This window comes from Dactylosporangium aurantiacum (genome assembly GCF_000716715.1).
GTDB classification, from domain to species: Bacteria; Actinomycetota; Actinomycetes; order Mycobacteriales; family Micromonosporaceae; genus Dactylosporangium; species Dactylosporangium aurantiacum.
In genome coordinates this window covers 17,931-40,776 of sequence record NZ_JNYJ01000018.1, presented here as the reverse complement: position 1 = coordinate 40,776, position 22,846 = coordinate 17,931, and the positions used below count along the sequence as shown (strand labels likewise).

The 22,846-nt window shown below is 72.1% G+C and carries 25 protein-coding genes; 11 read left to right on the top strand and 14 right to left on the bottom strand.

The window, feature by feature from the left end; all coding sequences use genetic code 11:
• Window positions 1-16: 16 nt before the first annotated feature.
• Together OP18_RS21000 and OP18_RS20995 are read right to left on the bottom strand one after the other, a co-directional pair.
• The gene (locus OP18_RS21000) at window positions 17-2,509 is read right to left on the bottom strand and encodes an ABC transporter permease (protein ID WP_033360682.1); all 2,493 of its coding nucleotides are present in this window, start codon (window positions 2,507-2,509) and stop codon (window positions 17-19) included.
• A complete protein-coding gene (locus OP18_RS20995) occupies window positions 2,506-3,264 on the bottom strand; it encodes an ABC transporter ATP-binding protein (protein ID WP_052387055.1) in 759 nt (252 codons plus the stop codon). Before OP18_RS20995 ends, OP18_RS21000 begins: the two co-directional genes overlap by 4 nt.
• Before the next feature lie 47 nt (window positions 3,265-3,311).
• Between OP18_RS20995 and OP18_RS20990 the strand changes: the two genes are divergently transcribed.
• The 4 genes from OP18_RS20990 (at window position 3,312) to OP18_RS20975 (ending at window position 7,281) form a co-directional block, all read left to right on the top strand.
• Window positions 3,312-3,614: a hypothetical protein gene (locus OP18_RS20990; protein ID WP_156089669.1), complete on the top strand. Its 303-nt coding sequence runs from the start codon at window positions 3,312-3,314 to the stop codon at window positions 3,612-3,614.
• A gap of 139 nt (window positions 3,615-3,753) precedes the next feature.
• Window positions 3,754-4,065, top strand: coding sequence for a Dabb family protein (locus OP18_RS20985; protein WP_033360680.1), 312 nt, complete (start codon window positions 3,754-3,756; stop codon window positions 4,063-4,065).
• 145 nt (window positions 4,066-4,210) lie between these two features.
• Window positions 4,211-5,770, top strand: a complete 1,560-nt coding sequence (locus OP18_RS52800; protein WP_156089668.1) for a dienelactone hydrolase family protein — start codon at window positions 4,211-4,213, stop codon at window positions 5,768-5,770.
• Between the two features lie 155 nt (window positions 5,771-5,925).
• Entirely contained in the window at window positions 5,926-7,281 is a 1,356-nt protein-coding gene (locus OP18_RS20975; protein WP_033360679.1) for a ferredoxin reductase family protein, read from the top strand.
• Window positions 7,282-7,386: 105 nt separating this feature from the next.
• Here the strand turns inward: OP18_RS20975 and OP18_RS20970 are convergent, their stop codons facing one another.
• The gene (locus OP18_RS20970) at window positions 7,387-7,827 is read right to left on the bottom strand and encodes a MarR family winged helix-turn-helix transcriptional regulator (protein ID WP_033360678.1); all 441 of its coding nucleotides are present in this window, start codon (window positions 7,825-7,827) and stop codon (window positions 7,387-7,389) included.
• 89 nt (window positions 7,828-7,916) lie between these two features.
• On the opposite strand from OP18_RS20970, the gene OP18_RS20965 reads away from it, so the two are divergent.
• Window positions 7,917-8,315, top strand: coding sequence for a nuclear transport factor 2 family protein (locus OP18_RS20965; RefSeq protein ID WP_052387053.1), 399 nt, complete (start codon window positions 7,917-7,919; stop codon window positions 8,313-8,315).
• Between the two features lie 330 nt (window positions 8,316-8,645).
• On the opposite strand, the gene OP18_RS20960 is transcribed toward OP18_RS20965, so the two are convergent.
• From OP18_RS20960 to OP18_RS58665, 6 genes are all read right to left on the bottom strand, one after another.
• Window positions 8,646-9,713, bottom strand: coding sequence for a cellulose binding domain-containing protein (locus tag OP18_RS20960; RefSeq protein WP_033360677.1), 1,068 nt, complete (start codon window positions 9,711-9,713; stop codon window positions 8,646-8,648).
• Between the two features lie 338 nt (window positions 9,714-10,051).
• Window positions 10,052-10,609 carry an SMI1/KNR4 family protein gene (locus OP18_RS20955; protein WP_211273620.1) on the bottom strand — a complete coding sequence of 186 codons (558 nt, stop codon included), beginning with the start codon at window positions 10,607-10,609 and terminating at the stop codon, window positions 10,052-10,054.
• 342 nt (window positions 10,610-10,951) lie between these two features.
• Window positions 10,952-11,497: a hypothetical protein gene (locus OP18_RS20950; RefSeq protein ID WP_033360676.1), complete on the bottom strand. Its 546-nt coding sequence runs from the start codon at window positions 11,495-11,497 to the stop codon at window positions 10,952-10,954.
• Between the two features lie 340 nt (window positions 11,498-11,837).
• A complete protein-coding gene (locus OP18_RS20945) occupies window positions 11,838-12,191 on the bottom strand; it encodes a hypothetical protein (protein ID WP_033360675.1) in 354 nt (117 codons plus the stop codon).
• A gap of 167 nt (window positions 12,192-12,358) precedes the next feature.
• Window positions 12,359-12,526 (bottom strand): hypothetical protein, encoded by a 168-nt coding sequence (locus OP18_RS57360; RefSeq protein ID WP_156089667.1) that lies wholly within the window; start codon window positions 12,524-12,526, stop codon window positions 12,359-12,361.
• 130 nt (window positions 12,527-12,656) lie between these two features.
• Window positions 12,657-12,908 (bottom strand): hypothetical protein, encoded by a 252-nt coding sequence (locus OP18_RS58665; RefSeq protein WP_162189814.1) that lies wholly within the window; start codon window positions 12,906-12,908, stop codon window positions 12,657-12,659.
• On the opposite strand from OP18_RS58665, the gene OP18_RS20935 reads away from it, so the two are divergent.
• A complete protein-coding gene (locus tag OP18_RS20935; RefSeq protein ID WP_279327185.1) occupies window positions 12,868-13,242 on the top strand; it encodes a TetR-like C-terminal domain-containing protein in 375 nt (124 codons plus the stop codon). The genes OP18_RS58665 and OP18_RS20935 overlap by 41 nt on opposite strands.
• A gap of 167 nt (window positions 13,243-13,409) precedes the next feature.
• Here the strand turns inward: OP18_RS20935 and OP18_RS20930 are convergent, their stop codons facing one another.
• The 4 genes from OP18_RS20930 to OP18_RS20915 form a co-directional block, all read right to left on the bottom strand.
• Window positions 13,410-14,441, bottom strand: a complete 1,032-nt coding sequence (locus tag OP18_RS20930) for a zinc-dependent alcohol dehydrogenase family protein (RefSeq protein ID WP_211273618.1) — start codon at window positions 14,439-14,441, stop codon at window positions 13,410-13,412.
• Between the two features lie 165 nt (window positions 14,442-14,606).
• On the bottom strand, window positions 14,607-15,551 hold the full coding sequence (locus tag OP18_RS20925) for a GlxA family transcriptional regulator (protein ID WP_245635476.1): 945 nt from the start codon (window positions 15,549-15,551) through the stop codon (window positions 14,607-14,609).
• Window positions 15,552-15,648: 97 nt separating this feature from the next.
• Window positions 15,649-16,137: a nuclear transport factor 2 family protein gene (locus OP18_RS20920; RefSeq protein ID WP_033360673.1), complete on the bottom strand. Its 489-nt coding sequence runs from the start codon at window positions 16,135-16,137 to the stop codon at window positions 15,649-15,651.
• Window positions 16,138-16,272: 135 nt separating this feature from the next.
• Window positions 16,273-17,241: an SDR family NAD(P)-dependent oxidoreductase gene (locus OP18_RS20915; protein WP_033360672.1), complete on the bottom strand. Its 969-nt coding sequence runs from the start codon at window positions 17,239-17,241 to the stop codon at window positions 16,273-16,275.
• Window positions 17,242-17,324: 83 nt separating this feature from the next.
• On the opposite strand from OP18_RS20915, the gene OP18_RS20910 reads away from it, so the two are divergent.
• Window positions 17,325-18,242: an AraC family transcriptional regulator gene (locus tag OP18_RS20910; protein ID WP_033360671.1), complete on the top strand. Its 918-nt coding sequence runs from the start codon at window positions 17,325-17,327 to the stop codon at window positions 18,240-18,242.
• 54 nt (window positions 18,243-18,296) lie between these two features.
• Here the strand turns inward: OP18_RS20910 and OP18_RS20905 are convergent, their stop codons facing one another.
• Window positions 18,297-19,121, bottom strand: coding sequence for a helix-turn-helix transcriptional regulator (locus OP18_RS20905; protein WP_033360670.1), 825 nt, complete (start codon window positions 19,119-19,121; stop codon window positions 18,297-18,299).
• Between the two features lie 143 nt (window positions 19,122-19,264).
• On the opposite strand from OP18_RS20905, the gene OP18_RS60715 reads away from it, so the two are divergent.
• The 4 genes from OP18_RS60715 (at window position 19,265) to OP18_RS20880 (ending at window position 22,412) form a co-directional block, all read left to right on the top strand.
• Window positions 19,265-20,938: an SDR family NAD(P)-dependent oxidoreductase gene (locus tag OP18_RS60715; RefSeq protein ID WP_245635475.1), complete on the top strand. Its 1,674-nt coding sequence runs from the start codon at window positions 19,265-19,267 to the stop codon at window positions 20,936-20,938.
• A 24-nt stretch (window positions 20,939-20,962) separates the two neighbouring features.
• Complete coding sequence (locus OP18_RS20890) at window positions 20,963-21,268, top strand: hypothetical protein (RefSeq protein WP_033360669.1); 306 nt, start codon at window positions 20,963-20,965, stop codon at window positions 21,266-21,268.
• Window positions 21,269-21,423: 155 nt separating this feature from the next.
• Entirely contained in the window at window positions 21,424-21,831 is a 408-nt protein-coding gene (locus OP18_RS20885) for an Rrf2 family transcriptional regulator (RefSeq protein ID WP_245635474.1), read from the top strand.
• A complete protein-coding gene (locus tag OP18_RS20880; protein ID WP_033360667.1) occupies window positions 21,828-22,412 on the top strand; it encodes an NIPSNAP family protein in 585 nt (194 codons plus the stop codon). Before OP18_RS20885 ends, OP18_RS20880 begins: the two co-directional genes overlap by 4 nt.
• Window positions 22,413-22,846: the final 434 nt, after the last annotated feature.

Sequence of the window (22,846 nt, the reverse complement as noted above, 5' to 3'; positions counted from 1 at the left end):
TGCAGATGGTACGGGGTCAGACCCGGCTCGCCAGCGCCCGCCGCCGCAGCATGAGCCGCGTCGGCAGGAACCCGGCGATCAGCCCGAGGGCGGCGACACCGCCGGCCATCGCCGCGTACGTGACCGGCTCGACGAACACCCGCAGGACGCCGTCCTGGGCGACGCTGAACGCCCCGACCACGACGCCGGTCACGGCCGCGCCGAGCAGCAGCCCGACGAGGACGGTGACGACCGCCTCGGCGCCGGCGAGCCGGTGCAGCTGCGGGGTGGTCGCCCCGATGAGCCGCAGGTCGGCGTATTCGCGCCGGCGGGCGGTGGCGGCGATCGCGAACGTGTTGACGACGCCGATCGCGGTGAACCCGAGGGAGATGACGACCATGAGCTCCCAGGCGCCCTGCTGGTTCGACGCGTCGCCGGGCGGCGCGGCGTCGAGCGTCGGGGTGAGCCGCAGCCCGGGGAACTCGGCGCGGATGCGTTCGTCGGTGCCTTGCGTGTACCGCAGGCCGACCGTGCGCACCAGCCCTCGCGGGTCGTGGGCCGCGACGAGGTCGGCGGGGATCACCAGGTCACCGAAGCCACGTGCCCGCCCGTACACCATGGACAGGCGCAACCGCTGCTGCTGGCCGTCGGCAAGCCAGAGCGGGACGATGTCGCCGATCCTCCAGCCGTACTGCCGAACCAGGGCGGAACTTGCCCCGAACCCGTCGGTGGTGAGCCCGCCGGCGATGACCCCGAGGTCGAGGGCGGCGTCGGTGCCGGTGACGAGGATGCCCTGGGCCTGGTAGTCCTCGGGTTTGCCGCCCTGCGCGACGATCACCCGGGTCGGCAGCTGCGCGGCCGCGCCGGTGACGCCGGGCAGCTCGGTGAGGCGGCGCACCGTGCTCAGCGGCAGCCCGCCGGCACCGACGACCTGGGCCGTGGCGGGCGCCTGGCGGGCCACCTGCTCCTGCCCGGCCAGCCGGGTCGACAGTGCGCCGTTGAGCAGCATGACGGTGTTGATCGCGAACATGAGCACGAGCGGGACGGCGACGGCGGAGATCCGGCGGTACTCGGCGCGGGCGACGAGCCCGGCCAGCCCGAACGGCCGGGCGACGACCGTGGTCAGCAGCCGGACGAGCAGCGGGCCGACGGCGGCGACCGCGCACAGCAGCAGCGCGGTGGAGATGAAGCTCATCCCCATGCCGAACGGCCCGTCCAGCGGGACGAAGGTGAGCACCGCGACCGCGCCCGCCGTCGTGACCAGCGCGGTGAGCAGACGCACGGTGAGGCCGCCGGTGGGTGCGGTCGCCGTCTCCACCAGGGCTTGGGTCGGCGCGATCCGCACCGCCCGCCGCCCGGCGATCCGCGCCGCGCCGAACGTCACCAGGATCCCGGCGGCGGCCGCGAGCAGCAGCACCGGCACGTTGGCGCGGACCTCGAACTGGGCCGGCACCGCGCCGAGGGACTGGAACCGGGCGGCGACGACCTCGGCGAAGAGCACGCCGAGCGGCGCGGCCAGCAGCCCGGCGACGGCGGCGAGGACGACGTTCTCCAGGCCGAGGATGCGGCGCAGCTGCCTCGGGGTGGCGCCGATCGCCCGCAGCAGCGCCAGTTCGCGCAGCCGTTGCCGGACGCTGAGCGTGACGGTGCCGGTGAGGACGAAGACGGCCGCGAACGCGGTGATGCCGATGACGAACCCGAAGATCGAGATCGGGCCGATGTAGTCCGGCAGCGCGCCGGGCAGATCGCCGCGGACCCGGTCGGCGCCGGTGAGGACGTCGGCGGCACCGGCGGCGGCGCGCACCTGCGCCAGGTCGGCGGCGCCGAAGATCCCGACGGCGGTCGGCCCCGGCAGCCCGGACACGGCGGCGACGTCGGCGTCGGCGAGGAACAGCGCGCCCTGGGCGGGCAGCCCGTCCCGGCCGGCGGGTGCCGCGATGCCGCCGACCCGGACCGTGCGCGTCCCGGTCCGCGTGGTGACCAGCAGCCCGGCACCGATCGTGAGGTGGCCGCGCGCCGCGAGGTCGGCGTCGATCACGGCGGTGCCGGGGCCCGGCTGCTGGCCGTCGCGCAGCGTGTACGGGGTGAGCGTCGCCGACGCCCAGCCGTGCCCGACGACGGGCGCGTCGTCGGCGCCGCGCAGCGCCCGGCCGTCCGTGGTCGTCGCCTGCACCGGGAACGCGTAGTCGGCGACGGCTCCGGTGACCCCCGGCACGGCGGCGAGCCGGCCGGCGAGGTCGGCGGGCAGGGTGCCGGCGCCGGTCAGCCGCTCGGTCTTGACCTTGCGCTTGACCTTGGTCTTGCCTTCCTTCTTGTGCTTGGTGGTCACCGTCTCCAGGCTGATCTCCCGCTCCCCCGCCACGACCGCGGAGGTCGCGGCGAACCGGTCCGCCGGTGGCTTCGCGGTGAGCACGGAGTACAGCAGCAGCCCACCGCCGGCCAGCAGCGCCACGGCGAGGAGCGCGGCGACGAACGTGCCGGCGTATGCGCCGCGGTGCCGGCGCAGGGTGGCGATCGCGAGGCGCATCATCGGGCGCTCCCGGTCATGGTCGCGGCCGTGCGGTCGGTGACGGCGGTCATCTGGGCGGCGACCTGTGCCGCCGACGGGCTCGCCAGTTCGGTCACGATCCGGCCGTCGGCGAGGAACACCACCCGGTCGGCCCGAGCCGCCGCCGCCGGGTCGTGGGTGACCATGACGATCGTGGTGCGCAGGCCGTCGACCGCCTCGCGCAGCAGGTCGAGCACCTCCCGACCGGTCGTCAGGTCCAGCGCGCCCGTCGGTTCGTCGGCGAAGATCACCTCGGGGCGGGCGGCGAGCGCCCGGGCGAGGGCCACCCGCTGCCGCTGCCCGCCGGAGAGCTGGGCGGGGCGGTCGTCCTCCCGCCCGGCGAGGCCGACCCGGCGCACGACCTCCCGCGCCCACGCCCGGTCCGGTCGCGCCCCGGCGAGCCGCTGGGGCAGCAGCACGTTGTGCCAGACGGACAGGGAGTCGATCAGGTTGTACGACTGGAAGACGAACCCGACCAGCTTCCGCCGGGCCTCGGTGAGCTTCGGCTCCCGCAGCTGCCCGATCTCCGCACCGGCGAGCAGCACCCGCCCGGAGTCGGCCCGGTCGAGCCCCGCCGCGCACTGCAGCAGCGTGGACTTGCCGGAGCCGGACGGCCCCATCACCGCGTTGAACGTGCCGGCGCGGAACGCCACCGACACCCCGTCGAGGGCCCGGACCCCGGCGCCCGGGTACGTCTTCGTCACGTCGATCAGCTCGACGGCCACCGTGTTTCGCATGGATCTCAGCGTGGTCGAGCGCCGCCGACCGGGGCACACGGCCGGCCTTGATCTTCATGGTAGGGCTGTCCCCACCATGCCTGCCGGCTGCCCTGCCCACCGCCCGCCACCCCGGCCGGGCCCGCGTCGCCGCGATCGTCCTCGGCGCCCTCGCCCTGATCAGCGTCCCGCTCTTCTGGTCCGGCGCCCCGGCCGTCTTCGGCGCGACGGCGGCGTGGCTCGGCGGCCTGAGCCGCGGCGCCCATCCACAGTCCGGGGCGGCCCGGGCCTTCGGCATCATCGGCCTCGTGGTGGCGATCCTCGGCGTCGTCGCGGTCTTCGCCGGCAACATCGCCGGCATGGTCGGCTGACACCCCGCCGCGCCCCGGTGCCGCCGGTCGACCGAGGTCGCCGCCTCGTGGGGCGACTCGACCTGCGGCACCGCTGGCTCCGGCGGGTTCAGCGGCGTTCACGGCCTGCGGCTGGCGGTGTGTGTTGTAGCGTGCCGACGTGTTCATCCACTCCGTGTACTTCTCGCTCCGGTCCGACCTCACGCCGGCCGAGCACGACAGGTTCCTCGCCGGCGTCCGTTCCCTGCTGACCATCCGGTCGGTCACCGACGGCAGCTTCGGCCCGCCCGCCGACACCGACCGGGCCGTCATCGACCGCGCCTACTCGTACGGCATGGTGCTCAGATTTCCCGACCAGGCCGCCCATGACGCCTACCAGACCGATCCGGTGCACGACGCATTCCGCGACGAGTGCGGCACCCTGTGGTCAGCGGTGCGCATCTTCGACCTCGACACCGGCCCGTTGAGCTGACGCTCACGGCCGCCGTACGCCTCCGGGAGCGACGAGCAACGCGGCGCGCCTTCCCTCGGCCCACGGCGTCCATGCTGCATGACGCACCGCCGCCGGCCGACGCCACGAGCAGGAAGCGTCGGCCCCGGCGGGCCGTTGACGGTCCGTGACCAGCCACGGTCGACCCCGTTCGCGGCGTCGCGGTCCGATGGCATCGTCGGCCTTGGCCACATTCGGCGGCCGAACTGCCCGCGCGCCGCACGGGTGTCGGCGTACACCGCGACGCGCCCGAACCTGGTACAACGAGCGCATGCTGAGGGCGCGCCTGACACTGGCGCTCGGTCTCGTACTCGTTGCGGCCGGCGTGATCGGGTTCGCGATGGCGGATCGCGGGCTGCGTATCGAATCGGCGCGCGTCGGGCCGGTGCCGCTGCAACTGTTTCGTCCGGTGGATGACGCGCACGGTGCTGCGCGGCCGGTGGTGGTGGTTGCGCACGGGTACGCCGGTTCGGGACGCCTCATGCGGCCGTTCGCCGACACACTGGCCCGGCGGGGCTACCTGGTTGCGCTGCCCGACCTCGCCGGCCACGGCGCCAACCCGGAGCGCCTTACGGAGCAGGCCCTTGACCGCGAACTGGCCGCGGTGGTGCGCTTCGTGCGCGCTCTCCCGGATGCCGACCCGGCCCGGGTCGCGCTGGTCGGGCACTCGATGGGCGCGGCCGCCGTGGTGCGCGTCGGGGCCGCCGATCAGACGATCGCGGCTACTGTGGCGATCTCCATCGGCGACGACGCGTCGGCGGCTGTACGGCCCGGCCCGCGGCACCTGCTTGGGATCTACGGCGCGTTCGAGCCCGCCGGGATCGGCGTGTCCGAGCGAGCCACGGGCGCCGACCGGGTGGTCGCGGTGCCGCTGGTCGAGCACATCGGCGTGCTCTTCGCCGACCGCACCCACCACGAGACCGCCCGGTGGCTGGACCGCGTCCTCAACCATTCGCCCGAGCGGTCCGTCATCGCGGCCAAGGGCCGGCTGATCCCGGGCGGGCTGACCCTGCTCGGCGGGCTGCTGACCGTCGTCGGCACGCTGCTGCTGCGGCGGACCGCAACCGCCCGGGCACCGCTGGACCGGGATCGGCTGGGTCTGCGTCTCGGGGCTGTGCTGGTGGCGCCGGTCCTGGGTGAGCTGGCGGGGGTGGCCCTGACCTACGCGCTGCCGAACACGGTGACCGGCTACCTGACCGGCTACCTGGCTGGGTGCGGGTCTGCGCTCGCCGTTGCGGCGCTGCTCATCCGCCGTCCGCCCCGCCCCGCTCGGCCGGCCCTCACGTCCGTCGGCGGCGCGGCGCTCCTTGCGGTTGTCACCCTCGCCGTCGTGGTGCTTCCCGTCCACGTCGGACTGACGGACGTCGTGCCGCACGGGCCGGACTGGTGGGTCATCGCCGTGCTCGCACTGGCCGTCGGGGCCCTGCTCGCCGGGGCGCACGCGCTGCTGCCGACGCCGTGGGACTCCGGTGCGGTGCTCGCCCTGTGCCTGCCGATGCCGGTGGCGTCGTTGATCGGGGCCGCACCAGGCTTCCTGGCCCTGATCTCACCGCTGATCATGGTGCTGATCGTCCTGCACCTCGCGGTGTACGCGGCGGCGGGCCGACCATGGTGGCAGACGATCCCGGCCGGCGCCCTGACCGTTGCCTGGCCGGTCGCGGTGGTACTGCCGGTGCTCGGCCGCTAGCGATCTGGGCAATCTAGCCGGCGTGAGCCCTGCGCCGCCCGACCCCCCGTTCGCCTGATTGAACCGACCCCGCCCTGCATGCGTACCTGTACGAAGGCATCGTCTGCGCATCGTGGACACAAGGGGAGAACGCCGTGACGGCTGCGGATCAGAGCGTGACAGGACCGGTCGCGACCAGGAGCGGCGGCGGCTCCGCCCTCGCACATCCGCGGGTGCGGGCCATGGCGGCGTTGTGGGGGGCGGTGATCCTCAATCTGATCATCATCGAGGTGCTCTTCTTCGCCACCGCCCCGGCGAAGAACGCGCTGCACGCGACCGGGAAGTTCCTCGGCCTGCACGCGGCCCTCGCCATGCTGCTGCAGCTGGTGCTCATCGCCCGGCTGCCGTGGCTCGACCGCCGGCTCGGCATGGACCGGCTGACCTCCTGGCACCGGTGGACCGGCTTCTCGCTGTTCTGGCTGGTGCTGCTGCACCCCACGTTCGTGATGCTCGGTTACGCGCAGGCGTACGACAGCACCTTCCTGAAGCAGGCGTCAAACCTCATCGGCATGGGCCCGACCATGATCGGCTTCATCGCCGTCGGCATCATCGCGGTCGCTGCCGGCGTCTCCGTGCGCCTCGCCCGCCGCAAGCTCTCCTACGAGACCTGGCACGCCGTGCACGTGCTGCTCTATGTGGCGATCGTGCTGGCGCTGATCCACCAGACGTACGAGGCCTCCACGTTCACCGCCACCACCGTGTCCGCCGTGTACTGGTGGAGCCTCTGGGCCTTCGCCGGCCTCTCCCTGATCGTCGGCCGGATCATCGTCCCGCTGCGCCGCAATGCCAGGATGCGGCTGCGGGTCGCCGCGGTCGTGCCCGAGGCGGAGAACGTCGTCTCCATCCATGTGACCGGCAAGGATCTCGACAAGCTCGGTGCACGCGCCGGGCAGTTCTTCATCTGGCGGTTCGTCGGGTACAACAGCTGGTGGAAGGCCAACCCGTTCTCGCTGTCTGCCGCGCCCGGTCACAACGCGCTGCGCCTCACCGCGAAGGCCGTCGGCGAGACCAGTGCCGGGCTGCGCGACGTGCCGGTCGGGACGCGGGTCTTCGCCGAGGGCCCGTACGGCGCCTTCACCAGCATCCACAAGACCCGCGAAGGCACGGTGCTGATCGCCGGCGGGGTCGGGGTCACACCGATCCGGTCGCTGCTGGAGGAGCTTTCCGGGCCGATTGCCGTGTTGTACCGCGTGCAGAGCGCTGCCGACGCGGTGCTGCTCGCGGAGATGGAGCAGCTCGCGCGGATGAAGGGCGCGCAGGTGCACGTGCTCTCGGGCCGCACCGGCGCGGGCAATCCGCCGAACCTCCCGTTCGCCCCGGAGCACCTGGTACGCCTCGTTCCGGACATCCTGGAGCGGGACGTGTTCGTCTGTGGCCCGCCAGCGATGACCGACGCGGTGCTGAAGAGCCTGCGCCAGCTCAAGGTGCCGCCGCTGCAGATCCACGCGGAGCGGTTCGCGCTGGCGAGCTGAGCCCCGTTTCCCGCCGATCTCGGTGTAGCGGTCCCGGTCTGTCAGAGTTGTGCGACACTTCGGAACCGCTGCACCACAATCGGTCGCGGCGGTCGCGCCACCTGCCTAGGGTTGGGCGGTGAGGTCGACGATGGCGCGCAGCGTCGCGTGGAACTGCTCGTACTGACGCTTGCCGATCTTCGCGGCCCACCGCTGACCGATGGCGCGGCTGATATCGCTGCCGGCCCGGTACATCCGCCAGCCGCGTTCGGTGTAGCGGATGATCCGCGCCCGGCCGTCGTCCTGATCGCGCTCCAACCGGATGTAGCCCATGCCCTCCAGCTCACGGATCAGGTCATTGGTCGCCTGCTTGCTGAGCTTTACGCGGGCGGCGAGGTCGGTCGGGCGCATGCCGTCGATGGGCGGGTAGCGCAGCATCGGGCGGTGGACCTCACGAAGGTCGTCGAAGCCCGCGGCCCGCAGCTCGTGGTAGAGCTCGGCCTGCAGCGCCTCCCACGCGATCCGAAGCAGCGCGCCGACCTGTGGCTCGTTCTCGGTAGGACTCATGATGCTTGACAGTGTAGTACGTTCGACAGTACTTTTTTAGTACTGTATACCGTACTACCTTGGAGATCCTCATGGCGTCACGTTCAGACATGGACCGCCTGATCGAGCAGCACCTCACCGCCGAGATGGCCAACGACCCGGCGGGAGCGGTGGCGGTGTACACCGACGATGTCGAGCACGACGTCGTCGGCTGGCCCACTGGTCCGGTCGCGGGCCAGGCGGCCGCGAAGAACTTCTACGACCAGCTGATGGCGGCGTTCGTGAACGAGGAGATGGCCACGGTACGCACGCTGTACGGCGACGACTTCTGCGTCATCGAGCACAACGCCCGCGGACGCTTCCCGCACGGGTTCGCGGGCGCACCGGGCGGCGATCGACCCGTCATGTTCCGCATGCTGCACGTGTTCGAGTTCCGCGGCGACGCGATCAGCCGGGAGAACGTCTGGCTCGACGCGGGCGCGATCGTCGCGCAACTGTCCGCGCCATAACCCCAACCCGGCTCGCCCGCCCCGGGTGGTAGCGCAACCGGCGAGGTTGGCGGCGTTCCCGTCGCACGGCGGCGAGACCGAGGTCACCTACTGGAGCCCCAGCGACTGGTGGGGGCCAGGGTGACCACCGTGACCCTCGCCGCGCTGGTCGACGAGGTGGAGGTGCGGCCGATCCACGGCAGCGCGCTCGTCGACAACATCGTGCTCCTGAGGGTGCTGGAGCGTACCGGATTCGTGCGGGTCGGCAGCGACGAAGGGTTCGGTTCGCCGAGGCCGCCACCTCACCGTGACCGCGCTGGTCTACCGGCTGGACCAGATGTCCCGGCAGGCTCAGGCGGTGACCGTGAGGTGGACGGTCCACGCGACCGCCGGTGTCGGGCACGGGGTGGGCTGGTGCATGCAGGCGCTGTCGGTGACCGTTCCCAAGTCGGTCCGGCCCTGGATCGCGGCTGTGTAGCGGGCGGTAAGCGGCTGGCCGGTGGGGTAGCCACCAGTGGTGTCGCGCAGGAGCAGCAGGCCGTGGTTGGACAGCTCCAGCGGCCGGTACATGCTGGGCAGTTGCACCACGAGCAGGTCGCCGACGTGCAGGCTCAGAAGGCGGGTGTTGTCGATCTGGGTGAGGGTGACGGTCTGGCCGGTGGACGGCACGTCGGCCACGTTGATGTGCACCTGCCACAGCGCGATCGGGATGGCGCACGGCAGCGGGTCGTGCAGGCAGGCGGCGTCCGTGTGGGTGGTGATGTCGACCGGGCCTGGCACCACCGCGCGGTACAGGGCGGCGACCGGCTGGCCGCTCGGGTAGCCACCGGCCGACGAGAGCTGCACGAGGTTGGTGCCGCCCGCCGTGGGCGGCAGGTACTGCGATCCGAGGTGCACGGCGACGGTCTGCCCGACCTGCAGCGTGAGGGTGCGGCCGGTGTCGGCCTCGGTGAGCGTGACGTCGGCGTCGGTGGACGTGCCGGGGGCGTTGTTGGTGCAGCTGGGCGTGGGAGCCACGGCCGGGCCGGACAGCTGCATGCCGAAGGTCGTCGACGCGCCGGGCGCCAGCGCGCCGTTGTAGGACGCGTTGGCCGCGGTGGTGATGCCGCCGGTCGTGGTGACGGTGGCGTTCCACGCCGACACGACCTGCTGGCCGGTCGCGAGCGTCCAGGTCGCGGCCCACTTCGTCGCGGCCGCCGCCGACGTGTTGGTGATCGTGACGGTGACGATCTCGCCGCCGTACCATTGCGAGTCCATGTGCGCGGTGGCGCCGCACGAGCCCGTCAGAGCGGCCGCCGGGGCGGCGGACTGCGGCGGCGCGCCACCGGCCATCGCCGGTGTCATCAGCAGCGCGAGCGCGGCCGTGCTCGCCGCACCCCCGATGATGGCCAGGGCCGCGGAGCGCCCGGAGACAGCCATGACGCTCATCCTTCCGACGCAGGACTGAGAACCGGCGTCCGCCGAGGTCGACAGCACCTCAGGCCGGCTGACCCGAACCCTAGGAACGGCCCTGCCACCGCGTCAACACTCAATCGCCATGTGTCGATGCCTGCGAGGGACAGGCGCCGATCGATACGAAACTTCCACAGGCCAGAGCGGACGGTGGGCCCGGCTCCGCGACCGCGGTTCAGCCAGCCGCCGGGCCATCACGCCGCTGAACCGCCCCTTCCCCCAGCGCACGGATCGCGGGATCGGACAACGTGGGAGACCCGGGCTGCCGTGGCGCCCCCGACTCGATCATGACGATTGAGTGTCGGTCAGCCTGTGGCACGTTCGGCGGCATCGAGCCACCGCAGGTACCACGCCCCGAACGTCACCGGTGTCGACCCGCCCGGACCGAGCACCGGGCGCAGGTCGAGCTCGTCGGACCGCGGGTCATCCCACATCTGCCCTCGAGCGGGCCCGCTCACCACGAGCCACGTGCGCTGAGCGCAACCGAGATGCTCGAGACAGATCGCGCCGGCCGTCAACGCGTCGTCCCACAGCAGCGCCTCGACGCGCTCCTCGTACGCCTGCATCGCGGCGTCGAACGCCACCTCATCGTCGAAGTCCACCTCATCGGGGCAGCTCTGCTGCAGCTCGGCGAGCACGACCGAACTGATCCGCCGCACCGGAAACGGCGTCGCGAGCAGCGGCACCCTCGTCAGGTCCGCGCCGTCGCCGTGCCAGCGCCAGGTGCCTGCCGGCTCGCGGCGGACCGGGAAGACACCGTACGTCGGACCCGCACCACCCGCACCGACCTCGGTGAGAAACGAGCGGTACTCCTCCGGCAGCACCACGCCGAGGTACGCCTCCAGGTCGGCAAGCTCATCCATGGTCAGGGCCGGCTCCAGCACGAAACCGTGTGCGGATGCCCCGAAGACCCGCCCGTCCGCGCTACGCGCCCGTAACGCCTCAACCCGCTGCCGTACGCCCGCCCACACCGACACAGGCCCTCCCCGTGAGTACTCGCAGCCACTCGCAGCCGCTCGAACCGCCAAAGAATAGATCTCGGACTTCAGCCACGTTCATCCACAAAGCAGCAAGCGACGGTGCCGGTGGGGCGCGTCGCTCGCTGCGACGACCCGACGGCGCGAGATCAGCGGTATGTCCGCGCAGGTGATCAAGGGTGGCGCGTCCGAGGGTCTGTCGCAGAGGTCCTCGCGCGCACGTGCCGGTCATTTGCCCGGGCGCGTCTTCCCCGCTCGCGCGTGACAGCGCACCCGGACCACGAGCGTGTCAGGTGCGACCGATTCGAGGTAGGAGCTCAGCGCCAGAGCGTGCTCGTCGGCACCGCGGTCGCCGGTCTCCTCGCTCAGCCAGTCGCCGGTCAGGGTGATGCAGACGTAGGTGGACAGGGCGTGGGCGGCAGCCTGGGCCAGATGGGCGTCGCGGCCGTCGGCGAGGGTGACGACCGGATCGGCGAGCAGGAACTGGAACGTGAAGTACGGGTGGCGCTGGGTCGCTGCCGCGGTGGCGACCGCCTGGACCGCAGGCTGAGCCAGCCAGTCGCCCTGGCCGTCGAAGTCCGACAAGGGGCGGGTGCCGGGGTGGGCCGCGGTCAGAGCGGCCCACGCGTCGAACTCGCCGGCCGCGTGCCGCACGGCACGGTCCTGCACCGCCGCGAAGTCGATCGCCGCCTTGGGGGCCGCGTAGGCGACTCGTCGCCGCCCGGGGCGCAGGCGGCCGAGGCCACGCGGCAGCAGCGGGGAACGCGGCCGCATCGCCGGCCGGCCGCCAATGGTCCCAGGTCGCCGAGGGGTCGAAGGGGCCGTGGGTGTAGTCGTCGCGGTTGTACGGGGCGAGCGCCGCGGCGACGGCAGCCTCGACATCTGCCGGGGGCGTCGGCGGCAGGAAGACGGTGGCGCAGAAGCGCACAGCGCGGCATCCTACGGCCCGGCTGCGCCACTCAGGAACAGTGTCGCGGTGAGCATCCGGGCATCCGAAGGGACAGCCACGACCACCCGACCGCCGGTCGGGGGTCTCTGGCCCGATGGCGTCCCGCTTTCCTCCGGTAGCCCGGCGGGGTGGGTGGCCCTCCCGACCTCGTGCAGCGCTGTTGGCCTACTTGGTGTAGCAATGCATGATGACCTCGCGGGTTTCGCCGCCGTCGAGGTTGATGTCCTCGGCCACACAGCTGGTGCCGGCCTGCGCAGTCTTGGCCGTCAGGTGGTACTTGCCGGGCGACAGCTTGAACGTGTAGCGGCCCCGCAGCACCAGCGTCTTGTGGTCCAGATCCTTGCCGTCGCGGCTGACCGTCACCGTGCCGGGGATGCCACGCTCGCCACTCAGCGGCGAGGACTCGCTGCTGAGCAAGATGAAGCCTTGGATGACCCCGACGTTGCGCCCGCCGCAGCCCGGCAGGACGAGCAGGGCCAGGACGGCGCTGCCGGCGATGAGCGCGGTGCGGATCTTCACGCCCGGGCACTTTACCTGATACAGATCGGACTCCGTACCACGTCGCTCGCGATGCCTTCGACCCACGCTGCAACTCGCCAGTGGAGCACTCGCAGCCCGCAACAACCGCGCTCACCGCGGCGGATCCGTGCATGCGTGCAACGGATGCGATCGCGAACCGGCGTACATCAGTCGTGCGCGATGACCTGCGCGAGTGGGTGGCCGGGGAGATCAGCCACGTGTGCGAGTTCGTCCGCGTCGAGTTCGTCCTGAGCTCGAGTGGGATTCGCCGCACTGATCTCGAACCGCATGCCGGCGTCGATCAGGGTTACCCGGCCATAGAACGTGACTTCCACCCGCTCGACAGCGTCGCCCGCCCTGACAGCAGGCTTGCCACATGAGCCGCGACGGACACCGCTGTCGCAGGCTCAGGCTGCCGGCCCGGATCGGTCGGGATCAAACGGATGTAGGTGTCGCCCACGACCCTCAGAGTGCCTGGTGCCGCAAACCGTCGGCACGCCAGGCCCCTTCCTGCGCGCCGGTGCCCAGTTGGTGCAGGATGCCGATGATGTCCTCCGCGAACAAGCTCACGCTGTACGTGCCGGGCCAGTCACTGACCTCGCTGACCCGCCTGGTGATCAGCGTGTAGAACGGGTCACCCGCCCACGCCTTCCGCAGGCGCAGCCGCGCAACCAGGTTGTTCAGGACGGCGGCGCCCTCCGGATCCGGTCGGCCCACCCATCCCCTGTCCGAGATCGTCCGGGTTAGCTGTCCCCGGCGTCCGCGGCAGCGACACCTTTACCAGCTCATGTTCAGCAACCCACCCGGCGACCCCACGGCACTCGCCCGTGCCGCCCAGCGCAGCCAAACCGAGTTCCTGACCGTCGTCGCCGACCTGGTCGGCGAGCAGGACGCCCGCCGATACGCAGCCCTGCTCATCAGCAGCGCGAACGGGATCGCCGGCCTGGCGGCCAGCGGCCAGCTCACCGACCCCAAGTGGGGCGGCGTCTCCGCCGAAGACCTCACCGACACCCTCGTCGACATGATCGCCGGCAAGCGCCGGCACACTTGACCGGCGACCAGTGAACCCGACGGCTACGGCCAGAAGAGGTCGCGAGATCAGCCCGGACATCATCGGCTGCCATCGCCCAGCTCATTCCCGACGACCGACGACCTACTGCACGGCATGCCCTTGATCCAGCAGCCGCATCCACACGCCACGGCTTCCATCGGAACTGGTCAGTGCGCGGTGCCGATGTCGACGACGACTTTGCCCCGGGCCGTTCCGCTCTCTACCGCCTGGTGGGCGAGGGCGACGGTGCTCATGTCGTAGGTGCCGGGATCGAGGATGGGGGTGAGCTTTCCGGTGTCGACCAGGCGGGCCGCCTCGCCCAGGATCTCGCCGTGGTGTGCCCGCCCGGTGCCGGTGAGGATCGGTATCAGCGTGAAGACGCCGGAGTAGGTGGCGCCGCGGAAGCTCAGCGGTGCCAGGCTGTGCGAGCCCCAGCCGAGGACGCTGACCACGTGCCCGGTGTAGTGCCGGACGGCGGCGAAGGAATCGTCGAGCGTGCGCCCCCCGACGGTGTCGAAGATGACGTCGAATCCCCGGCCGCCGGTGGCCGCCGCGACGTAGTCCGCCACGCTCGTGGCGCGGTAGTCGATCGGTTCGGCGCCGAGGCGGCGGATGACGTCGAGGCTCGCACCGGTGCCGGTGGCGAAGACGGTGGCGCCGCGGGCCAGGGCGATCTGGATGGCGACGTGCCCAACGCCGCCCGCGCCGCCGTGGACCAGGACCAGTTGCCGGTCGTGGACGTTCGCACGGTCGACGAGGCCCTCCCAGGCCGTGATGACCGCCAGCGGCAAGGCCGCAGCTTCGGCCATGCTCAGCCGGGCGGGCTTCGGTGCGAGCAGGTCGGCGTCGACGGCGGAGTACTCGGCCAGGGAGCCCTGCCGGTCGCCGATCCCTCCGGCCATGCCGTAGACCTCGTCGCCGATGTCGAAGCCGGTCACGCCGGCGCCGATCTCGGTGACGACGCCGGCCAGGTCGATGCCGAGCACGGCGGGGAAGGTGACGCGGGCGTGTGCCGCCGTGCCGGCCCGGATCTTGATGTCGAGCGGATTGACGCCACTGGCCACGATCCGGACGACGACCTCGCCTTCGGCCGGCGCGGGCCGGGCGATCCTGCGCAGGGTGAAGTCGGCACCGACCTCATCCACGACCAGCGCGTGCATCATCGGGCGGTCGCCCGGGTGGCTGGGTGCGACATTCATGGATCCCCCTCGGTGATCGCTCGTTCCTCGCTCAGGTCGCTGCTGGCGCAGCGCATCCCAAGCGTGTGCCGACCCGGGTGCTGCGGTAAGTGCGCCGCCTGCCGTGGAGCCCACGGATCCTGCCCGCTGCGGTGTCCCCCAAGCGGGGTCACCGGTGTCGGGCCGTCACGTCCGCCGCAGTCGTCCGGCGTAGCCGGAGGGGCTGACGCCCAGCCGGGCCACGAAGACCCGCCGCAACGTCTCGGCGCTGCCGAAACCGCTGAGCTTGGCCGCCATGGCGACGGTGTGCCCGTGCTGCAGGAAGGCCTGCGCGGCTTCGATGCGGACGCTCTCGACGTAGCGCGTGGGGGTCGTGCGGAGCTCTTCGTGGAACAGCCGGGCGAGCTGGCGGGTGCTGACGCTCGCGACGCGGGCCATCTCGGCGAGCGAATACCGGGCCGCGGGGTCGGCGGCGATGGTGTCGAGCAGGACGCGCAGTGTCCGGTCTGCCGGCACTGACGCCCGGGACCGGGCGGAGAACTGTGACAGTCCGCCCGGCCGCTGCATGAAGATCAGCATCTGGCGCGCGACGTCGCGGGCCATGGCCGGTCCGTGGTCGTCCTCCACCAAGGTGAGCGCGAGATCCATGCCGGATCCGAGGCCGGCGGCCGTGATGATCGAGCCGTCCCGCACGAACAGCACGTCGTCCTGGACCTTGACCCGCGGGTATGCGGCACGGAACCGCTGCGTCTGGCCCCAGTGCGTGGTGGCGTTGCGGCCGTCGAGCAGACCGACCTGTGCCAGCAGGAACGAGCCCGTACAGACCGAGGTCGTACGCCGCGCGCTCGCCGTGAGCGTCGCGACGGCGTCGACCAGGGACGCGGGCAGTGGCCGGTCCACCATGCCGTAGGCGCCGGGGACGATCACGGTGTCGAGCGGGCCCGCGTCTGCGAAGGCCACGCCGGCTCGCAGGCCGAGCCCGTTCGACGCCGTCGCGTCACAGCCGTCCACCGAGATCAGCACGGTCCGATAGTTCGCCCCGAAGGCGTTGGCGTGACCGAACACATCCGCCGGTCCGGCCACGTCGAGCATCGTGACGTTGTCGTGGACGAGGATGCCGATGCGGCGCACCGGCGTTCCACGAGACCGACTCGTCATGATCACCCCAGCGGCAGATTGCCTGATCCAGTATGCACCGGGACGTCATCGGCGGTACACGCCGCCGTCGTCACACTCCTGGGATGACGTACGGCATGTCCAGCAGGATGCGGTGACCCACGATCCTCCCCTCACCGTCTATCCGGCGCAGGTCGGTGTCGTAGTACCCGGACTCGATCGGCTGCACGCTGCCCTGGGCACCGAAGGCACCGCCCGGCCAGCCGCCGGCCGGGCGCGCGGTGGCCTGAATTCGCAGGACGACGAACTGGGCGTTCATGTGGGCGTGCTCGCCGTCGACCTCGATGATGTGGTCGGCGGTCACGTGGTGGCTGGAACCGCCCTGCGGGTGGGCAGTCATGTAGTTGTCGACCGCGTAGCCCACGGCCGCCCCGCCGATCAGCGGTGGGGCGACCGGCTCGTAGGCGTCGGCGCCGGTCTTGCAGAAGCTCTGCACGACCGCGTCGTCGGTGAACAGGGCACCCTGCGTCTTGCCGTCGCGCCGGTCCGTGGCGCGGACGTGGCGGGCCAGGATTTCCTGAACCTTGCGCTCGTCGCTCATGACAACGGCTTCCTGTTCGTTGTCGCACCGGCGGGGGTAGCCGGCTATCGGCGGGTGAACCATGGTTCAGGCCGCGCCCCGGCCTGCGGCTATCGGTGGGTGAATCATGGTTGAGGCCGTGACCCGGCCTGCGGCTCAGCGGGAGGCCAGCACCCGCTCGGCGTACGACCAGAGCCGGTCGGCGGCGGCCGGGTCGACGGCGTGCTGCGCCACCCCGGCGAGAGCGTCCGGGCCGCCCGGCACGATCGCCGCTTCCTGGTTGCCCTCGAAGTAGCCGCCGGTGACGCCCTCCAGCAGCGGCGACGCCGCCAGCAGCACGGAGGTGCCCGCCCCCTGAGCGGGGCTCTTGTAATAGTCCGGCACCGTGTGGTTGCCCGCCTCGTCGATCGTCACCCCGAACGCGCGCAGGGTGTCGTGCTCCAGGTACCGCTGCAGTTTGGTCATGATGTAGCCGGGGTTGGCGGCGTTGGCGGTGATCCCGTCCGCGGCCCAGCGCCGGGCGATGCCGACGACGAGCAGGACATCGGCGGTCTTGGATTGAAAGTACGCCGGCCAAGGCTCGTACGGCTGGCGCTCGAAGTGCGGGTCGTCGAAGTCGAACGCCCGGCGCAGCTGCGCCCCGGAGCTGAGCACCACCACCCGGGCCGAACCGGCGGCGCGGAGGTTGTCACGCAGGCCGCGGGCGAGCGCGAAGTGACCGAGGTAGTTGGTGGCGAGTTGTAGCTCCCACCCTTGCGCGGTGAGCCGGCGGGTCGGCACGGCCATGACGCCGGCGTTGGCGACCAGCGCGTGCAGCGGTCCCTCCCAGGCTGCGACGAAGGCGTCGACCGACGACAGGTCGGCCAGGTCGATGGCGGCTGCCCGGACGCTGCCCGGGCCCGGCCCGGCGAACTCCTTCACCAGGTCCGCGGCCTGACCCGGATCGCGGGTGGCGACGGTGACCTCGGCGCCGGCGCCGGCCAGCGCGCGGACGGTCTCCCTGCCGATGCCGGAGGAACCCCCGGTGACGATCATCCGGCGCCCGGTGATGTCGACGCCGGCGAGGATCTCGGCGGCCGTTGCCCGAGCGCCGAACGGCGTGGTCAGACGTGTAGTGGCTGTCATGATGGCAACCGTAGGAACGTGCGGCCCGGACCCACATGGTTCAGCGTCTGCCGCTCTTTCGCGTCCGTCCAGAGGAGGTCGCGGTGGACCCGTTGGAGGATGTGCTGGCCCTGCTCGACGCGACGAGCGAGGTGTCGGCGGGGCTGGTTGCCGGTGGCGACTGGGCGGTCCGGTTTCCCCCGCCGGCGGGGTCCAAGTTCAACGCCGTCCGGCGCGGCTCCTGCTGGCTGCGGGTGGACGGCGTGGGAGATCCGGTCCACCTCGACGAGGGCGACTGCTTCCTGCTGACCCGGCCCCTGGGGTTCACCCTCGCCAGCGACCCCGGCCGGCCGGCCGAGCCGGCATACCCGATCTTCGCGGCGGCCGGCGACGGGCCGGCCCACGCCGGCGAGGGCGACGAGGTCTTCCTCATCGGCGCCGCGTTCACCTTCACCGAACGGGCCCAGGCCCTGCTGCTGCACAGCCTTCCGCCGGTGATCCACGTGCCGGGCGGGGCGGCGGAGGCCGGCACGGTGCGGTGGGCCCTGGACGAGCTCGACGCCGAGCTGCGGGGCAGGCCGCTGGGGGCCACGCTCGTCGCCGAGCGACTCGCCATCGTCATGCTGGTGCGGATGCTGCGCCTGCATCTCGCCCGCGACCCCGGTCGCCGCACCGGCTGGCTGGCCGGCCTGACCGATCCGACGGTTGCCGCCGCACTGCGAGCGATGCATGCCCGGCCGGCCCACGCATGGACCGTGGCGGAGCTGGCCCGGGTCGTCGCCGTCTCGCGGTCGGCGCTGGCGGCTCGGTTCAAGGACGTGGTCGGCAAGGGCCCCCTGGAGTACCTCACCGAGTGGCGCATCGAGCTCGCCGCCGACCGGCTCCGGCGCAGCGACGACACCGTCGCCACGATCGCCCGCGCGGTCGGCTACGGCTCGGAGAGTGCGCTCAGCGTCGCGTTCAAACGGACCACCGGCCGCTCGCCGCGCGCCTACCGCAGCCGGCTCACCACGACCGGATGAACCTGCCCGCGCGAGCGCCCTGCGCCACGGCAGGGCCCGTGTCCGGGTGGGCGCTCAGGCCGGTGCGTGGACGGCCGCCAGGTAGCCGAGAGCCTCAGCGCTGCGGCTGCCCGGCTCGGGCGTGCCGACCAGCAGTTGCTGGCCGGGCGCGTCGCGGACGTCGAAGGTCTGGTAGGTCAGCTCGATCCGCCCGGCGTCCGGGTGCTGCACGACCTTGAACATGCGGATCAGGCCGCGCACCGTGTGCTCCGCCCAGAGGCGGCGGAACTCCGGCGAGTCGTGCCGCAGGCCGGCCACGAGGGCCTGGATCTCCGGGTCGTCGGGGAACAGGCCGGCGTTGAGCCGCAGGGCGTGCACGACGTTCTCGGTCAGGGTCGGCCACTCGGGGAAGACGGAGCGCGCCCGTGGATGCTGGAACAGCACCCGGACCATGTTGGTCGCGCCCGCGAACGGGGAGAGCAGCGCCGCCGCGACGCTGTTGGTGGCCAGGACGTCGAACGCAGGGCTGAGCACATAGGCGGCGGAGGCGGGAAAGGCGTCCAGCAGTCGCAGCAGGGCCGGGTGGACACCATCCCGGGAGTTGTCCGGGCCCAGGCTGGGGTTCAGTCCGGCGAGGCGGAAGAGGTGGCCGCGCGCGTCCGGGTCGAGGCGCAGGGTCCGTCCGATCGCGTCGAGAACCTGCGGGGAGGGGTGACGCTCCCGGCCCTGCTCGAGGCGGGCGTAGTAGTCAACGCTCACACCGGCCAGCACCGCGATCTCCTCGCGGCGCAGCCCGGCCACCCGGCGGTCGCCGCCCCCGCGCAGCCCGACCTCCCGGGGGTCGACGCGGGCGCGGTGGGCCCGGAGGAACTCCCCGAGCCGGTTGTCGGCAGCGGCCATGTCGACCAGCCTAAAGCGCCTGTTCGTCGGCCTGCCAGGGTGCCGTGCTCCCCGGTAGCCGCGTCCTGCCGTCCGCCCGCTGGCGTCCGCAGCATTGGCTGACCGGCGGCGCGCCGGTCCGACGACACGACCCGGAGACTCCCATGCCCTTCGCCGACGACCTCATCGGTGAGCACACCGCCAGAATGCTGATCCGGGCGATCGCGGCCGCCGCGCCGGGGACGCCGCTCACCGCGCTCTGCGTCGCCGCCGGCAACCTCGCGAACCGCCGGCTGCCGGAGCGCAGCGACCTGCTCAGGGACGCCCTCCTGGCGGACCTCCCCGGCGGGTACACCAGCCTCGCCGGCACGATCCGGCGGGCCGCGCGGGCCAGGCATCCTCCGTTGCGCGGATGGCTGATCCGGCCGGTGACCAGCGCGGTCGCCACCAGGGCCGTGGCCTTCGGAGGGACGGACGCGTTCGACGACGCCATGGCCCTGCTCGCCGAGCTGACCGGCCGTCTCACCTCCGAGTTCGCCCTCCGCACGCTGCTCGGCCACGACCTCGACCGCGCCCTCGGCATCATCCGCACCTGGACCGCCTCACCCGACGAGGACGTACGCCGCCTCGCCGCGGAAGGCACCCGGCCGCTGCTGCCCGGGGCGGAACGGGTCGCCGGCATCCTGGCCCGGCCCCGGGCTACCCTCCACGTCCTTGACGCCCTCTATCGCGACGACAGCGAATACGTCCGCCGCTCGGTCGCCGAGCACCTCAACGACTTGAGCCGCCAGCATCCGGACATCGCCCTCGAAACGGCGCTGCGCTGGCTCGGTGCGCCGGACGAGAACACCACGCGCCTGATCGGGCGCGGACTGCGCACGCTCGTCAAGCGGGGCCATCGCGACGCCCGCGAGCTGCTGGGCCGCTGCGCCGCCGCGCCGGTCGAGGTCGCCGGCCTCGGGCGGCGGACCCGCCCGGCGGGGGCGTGCCGTTCCTGGGTGCCGTGGACCCCGGAAGCCGCGGCCTTCTCCGGCCCTCCGACCGGCCGGATCGTTGCACCCGCGGCGCTTCGCCGCAGCCACGACCGAGCCCCGGGAGCAGCAATGACCAGCGCACCCTCCAAGATTGTCCTCATTACCGGCGCGAGCAGCGGCATCGGCGAGGCGACCGCCCGCCGCCTGGCCGCCGACGGCCACCACGTCGTCCTCGGCGCCCGACGCGTTGACCGCCTCGCCGTGCTCGTCGAGCAACTGCGCTCCGCCGGCGCCGCGGCCGACTACCGGGAACTCGACGTGACCGGCCGGGACAGCGTGCGCGCCTTCGTCGAGGACGTCCACGACCGGCACGGCCACATCGACGTGCTGGTCAACAACGCCGGCGTGATGGCCCTGTCCACGCTCGACGCGCTGCGAATCGACGAATGGGAGCAGATGATCGACGTGAACCTGCGCGGCACGATGTACGGCATCGCCGCCGCCCTGCCGCTCATGCGAGCCCGCGGCCAGGGCCACATCATCAACATCGGATCGTCCGCCGCCTACCGCGTCGACCCGACGGCCGCGCTGTACTGCGCCACCAAGTACGCCGTCCGGGCCCTCACCGAAGGGCTGCGCCAGGAAAGCCGGGACGTCCGGGTGACCCTGGTGAGCCCGGGGTACACCCACTCGGAACTCACCGACCGCGGGGGTGACCCCGAGGTGCGGGCGGCGGCTCACGCGGCGGCCGAGGAGCTGGGAATGCCCGCCTCCGCGGTCGCCGACGCCATCGCCTACGCGATCGCCCAGCCCGGCACCGTCGACGTCAACGAGCTCATCATCCGCTCCACCGCGCAGGGCTGAGCACTTTCGACAAGGAGTACGAGCATGAGCGAAGCGCTCGAGATGACGACCTTCCGGCTCGTGCCCGGCCTGACCGGCGCCGACTTCGTCAGAGCCAACGACGACATCAACGACTACCTGCGGCGCCAGCCCGGCTTCCGCTGGCGTCGCATCACCGAAGACGGCGACGGCACGATCACCGACATCGTCGCGTGGGACTCCGCCGCGCACGGCCGGCGCAGTGCCTCAGGGATCATGACCGAGATGGCCGGCTCCCCGGTCCACGCGACCATCGACCACACCACCGTCGACTTCCGGATCGTCCCGGTCCTGCAGCACGTCACCTCATGAGGGCCGTCGGTCACACGGCCGCGGGCCGCCCCGGTCAGTGAGGGCGGGCGCCCGCCCCTACGACGTCTGTACGCGCCCGGGCCGTAGATGTAACAGAAACGGTTGCTTTCACGAGGTGCGTCGGCGAGGCTGTCGCGGTGGCGGCGAACAGCAGGGTGACGATCGCAGCTCACGCCTTGGCGTGGCTGGAACTGGCCAGGCGGCAAGGGCGAGGGGTGCTCACCTCCGAGGAGGTGGCGGCAAGCGTCAACACGAACGCGGTCGTCGTCCGGCGCAGCCTCGGTGACCTGCGGCGGGCCGGCCTGGTGACGGCGCGCCGCGGTAAGGGCGCGGGCTTCTGCCTCGGGCGGCCGGCAGCAGAGATCACGCTGCTGGACGTGTGGCTCGCCGTCTCGCCGGAGCCGCTGCTCGCCTTGCACCACTGCGAGCCCAACCTGGCGTGCCCGGTCGGGCGCGGCATCCGTCCGGTGCTGACCGGCCTGTACGACGAGGCGACCGACGCGTTCCGGACGGCGCTCGCGCACTGGACCGTCACCGACGTTCTGGAAAGGACCCTGGCATGATCGTCGAGCTGCGCCGGTACACCCTGCGCGAGGGGCGCCGCGACGAACTGATCGATCTGTTCGACCGCGAGTTCGTCGAGACCCAGGAGGAGCTCGGGATGGCCGTGCTGGGCCAGTTCCGCGATCTCGACCGGCCCGACCAGTTCGTGTGGCTGCGCGGATTCACCGACATGCCCTCGCGCCGGGCCGGCCTGACGGCCTTCTACTCCGGCCCGGTATGGACCGAGCACGGGCCGGCGGCGAACGCGACGATGCTCGACTCGGACGACGTCCTGCTGCTGCGCGAGATCGTCGCGGTGCCGGTCTTCGACCGCGGCGCCGCCGGCTCCGAAACGGTCCTGCACGCGACCATCTGGTACTGGTCCGGGCCTTTCCCTGACCCCACCGACAGCACGAAGGACACTTTGGCGGTGCTACGGACCGAGTACGCCGCGAACAACTTCCCCCGCCTGCCGATCCGCGAGCAGGAGCACGCGCTCGTGTGGCTCACCCGGTCACCGTTGCGAGTGGACGTCCCCAAGGAGGTGGTGAGGACCGAACACCTCCGCCTCTGCCCGACCCGCCGCTCCACGCTCCACTGAGCCTGGAATCACCGACGGGTCACGCCGTCGCGCGGTCGCCGAGCACGACAGGTGGCCGAGCCGCCGACCGGCGGCCCGTGCGAGGATCGTGAGGCGGTTTGCGCTACCAAGCCGAAACGCTGCTCGCCTGCGACTTCATCGAGACCGTCACCCTGACCGGGCAGCGCCAGTACATCCTCGCCGTCATCGAGCACGCCAACCGCCGTATCCGCATCCTCGGCACCACCGGGCACCCGACCGCGGGCCGGGTGGCACAGGCCATCAAGAACCTCGTGATGGACCTCGAGAACGCGGGCTGCCGGGCGCGCTACCTGATCAGGGACCGCGACGGGAAGTTCCCCGCCCTCATCGACGACGTCCTCGCCGACGCCAGCATCCAGACCGTCCTCTGCGGCAACGACGCCGAGGGTGGCGATCCGGCGAAGCGTCCGGCC

Excerpts from the sequence above, each read along its gene's own strand:
- OP18_RS21000 (WP_033360682.1), bottom strand. The coding sequence starts at position 2,509 with ATGATGCGCCTCGCGATCGCCACCCTGCGCCGGCACCGCGGCGCATAC.
- OP18_RS20995 (WP_052387055.1), bottom strand. The coding sequence starts at position 3,264 with ATGCGAAACACGGTGGCCGTCGAGCTGATCGACGTGACGAAGACGTAC.
- OP18_RS20970 (WP_033360678.1), bottom strand. The coding sequence starts at position 7,827 with ATGAGTCCTACCGAGAACGAGCCACAGGTCGGCGCGCTGCTTCGGATC.
- OP18_RS20965 (WP_052387053.1), top strand. The coding sequence starts at position 7,917 with ATGGACCGCCTGATCGAGCAGCACCTCACCGCCGAGATGGCCAACGAC.
- OP18_RS20960 (WP_033360677.1), bottom strand. The coding sequence starts at position 9,713 with ATGGCTGTCTCCGGGCGCTCCGCGGCCCTGGCCATCATCGGGGGTGCG.
- OP18_RS20955 (WP_211273620.1), bottom strand. The coding sequence starts at position 10,609 with ATGGATGAGCTTGCCGACCTGGAGGCGTACCTCGGCGTGGTGCTGCCG.
- OP18_RS20950 (WP_033360676.1), bottom strand. The coding sequence starts at position 11,497 with ATGCGGCCGCGTTCCCCGCTGCTGCCGCGTGGCCTCGGCCGCCTGCGC.
- OP18_RS20930 (WP_211273618.1), bottom strand. The coding sequence starts at position 14,441 with ATGAATGTCGCACCCAGCCACCCGGGCGACCGCCCGATGATGCACGCG.
- OP18_RS20920 (WP_033360673.1), bottom strand. The coding sequence starts at position 16,137 with ATGAGCGACGAGCGCAAGGTTCAGGAAATCCTGGCCCGCCACGTCCGC.
- OP18_RS20915 (WP_033360672.1), bottom strand. The coding sequence starts at position 17,241 with ATGACAGCCACTACACGTCTGACCACGCCGTTCGGCGCTCGGGCAACG.
- OP18_RS20905 (WP_033360670.1), bottom strand. The coding sequence starts at position 19,121 with ATGGCCGCTGCCGACAACCGGCTCGGGGAGTTCCTCCGGGCCCACCGC.
- OP18_RS60715 (WP_245635475.1), top strand. The coding sequence starts at position 19,265 with ATGCCCTTCGCCGACGACCTCATCGGTGAGCACACCGCCAGAATGCTG.
- OP18_RS20890 (WP_033360669.1), top strand. The coding sequence starts at position 20,963 with ATGAGCGAAGCGCTCGAGATGACGACCTTCCGGCTCGTGCCCGGCCTG.
- OP18_RS20880 (WP_033360667.1), top strand. The coding sequence starts at position 21,828 with ATGATCGTCGAGCTGCGCCGGTACACCCTGCGCGAGGGGCGCCGCGAC.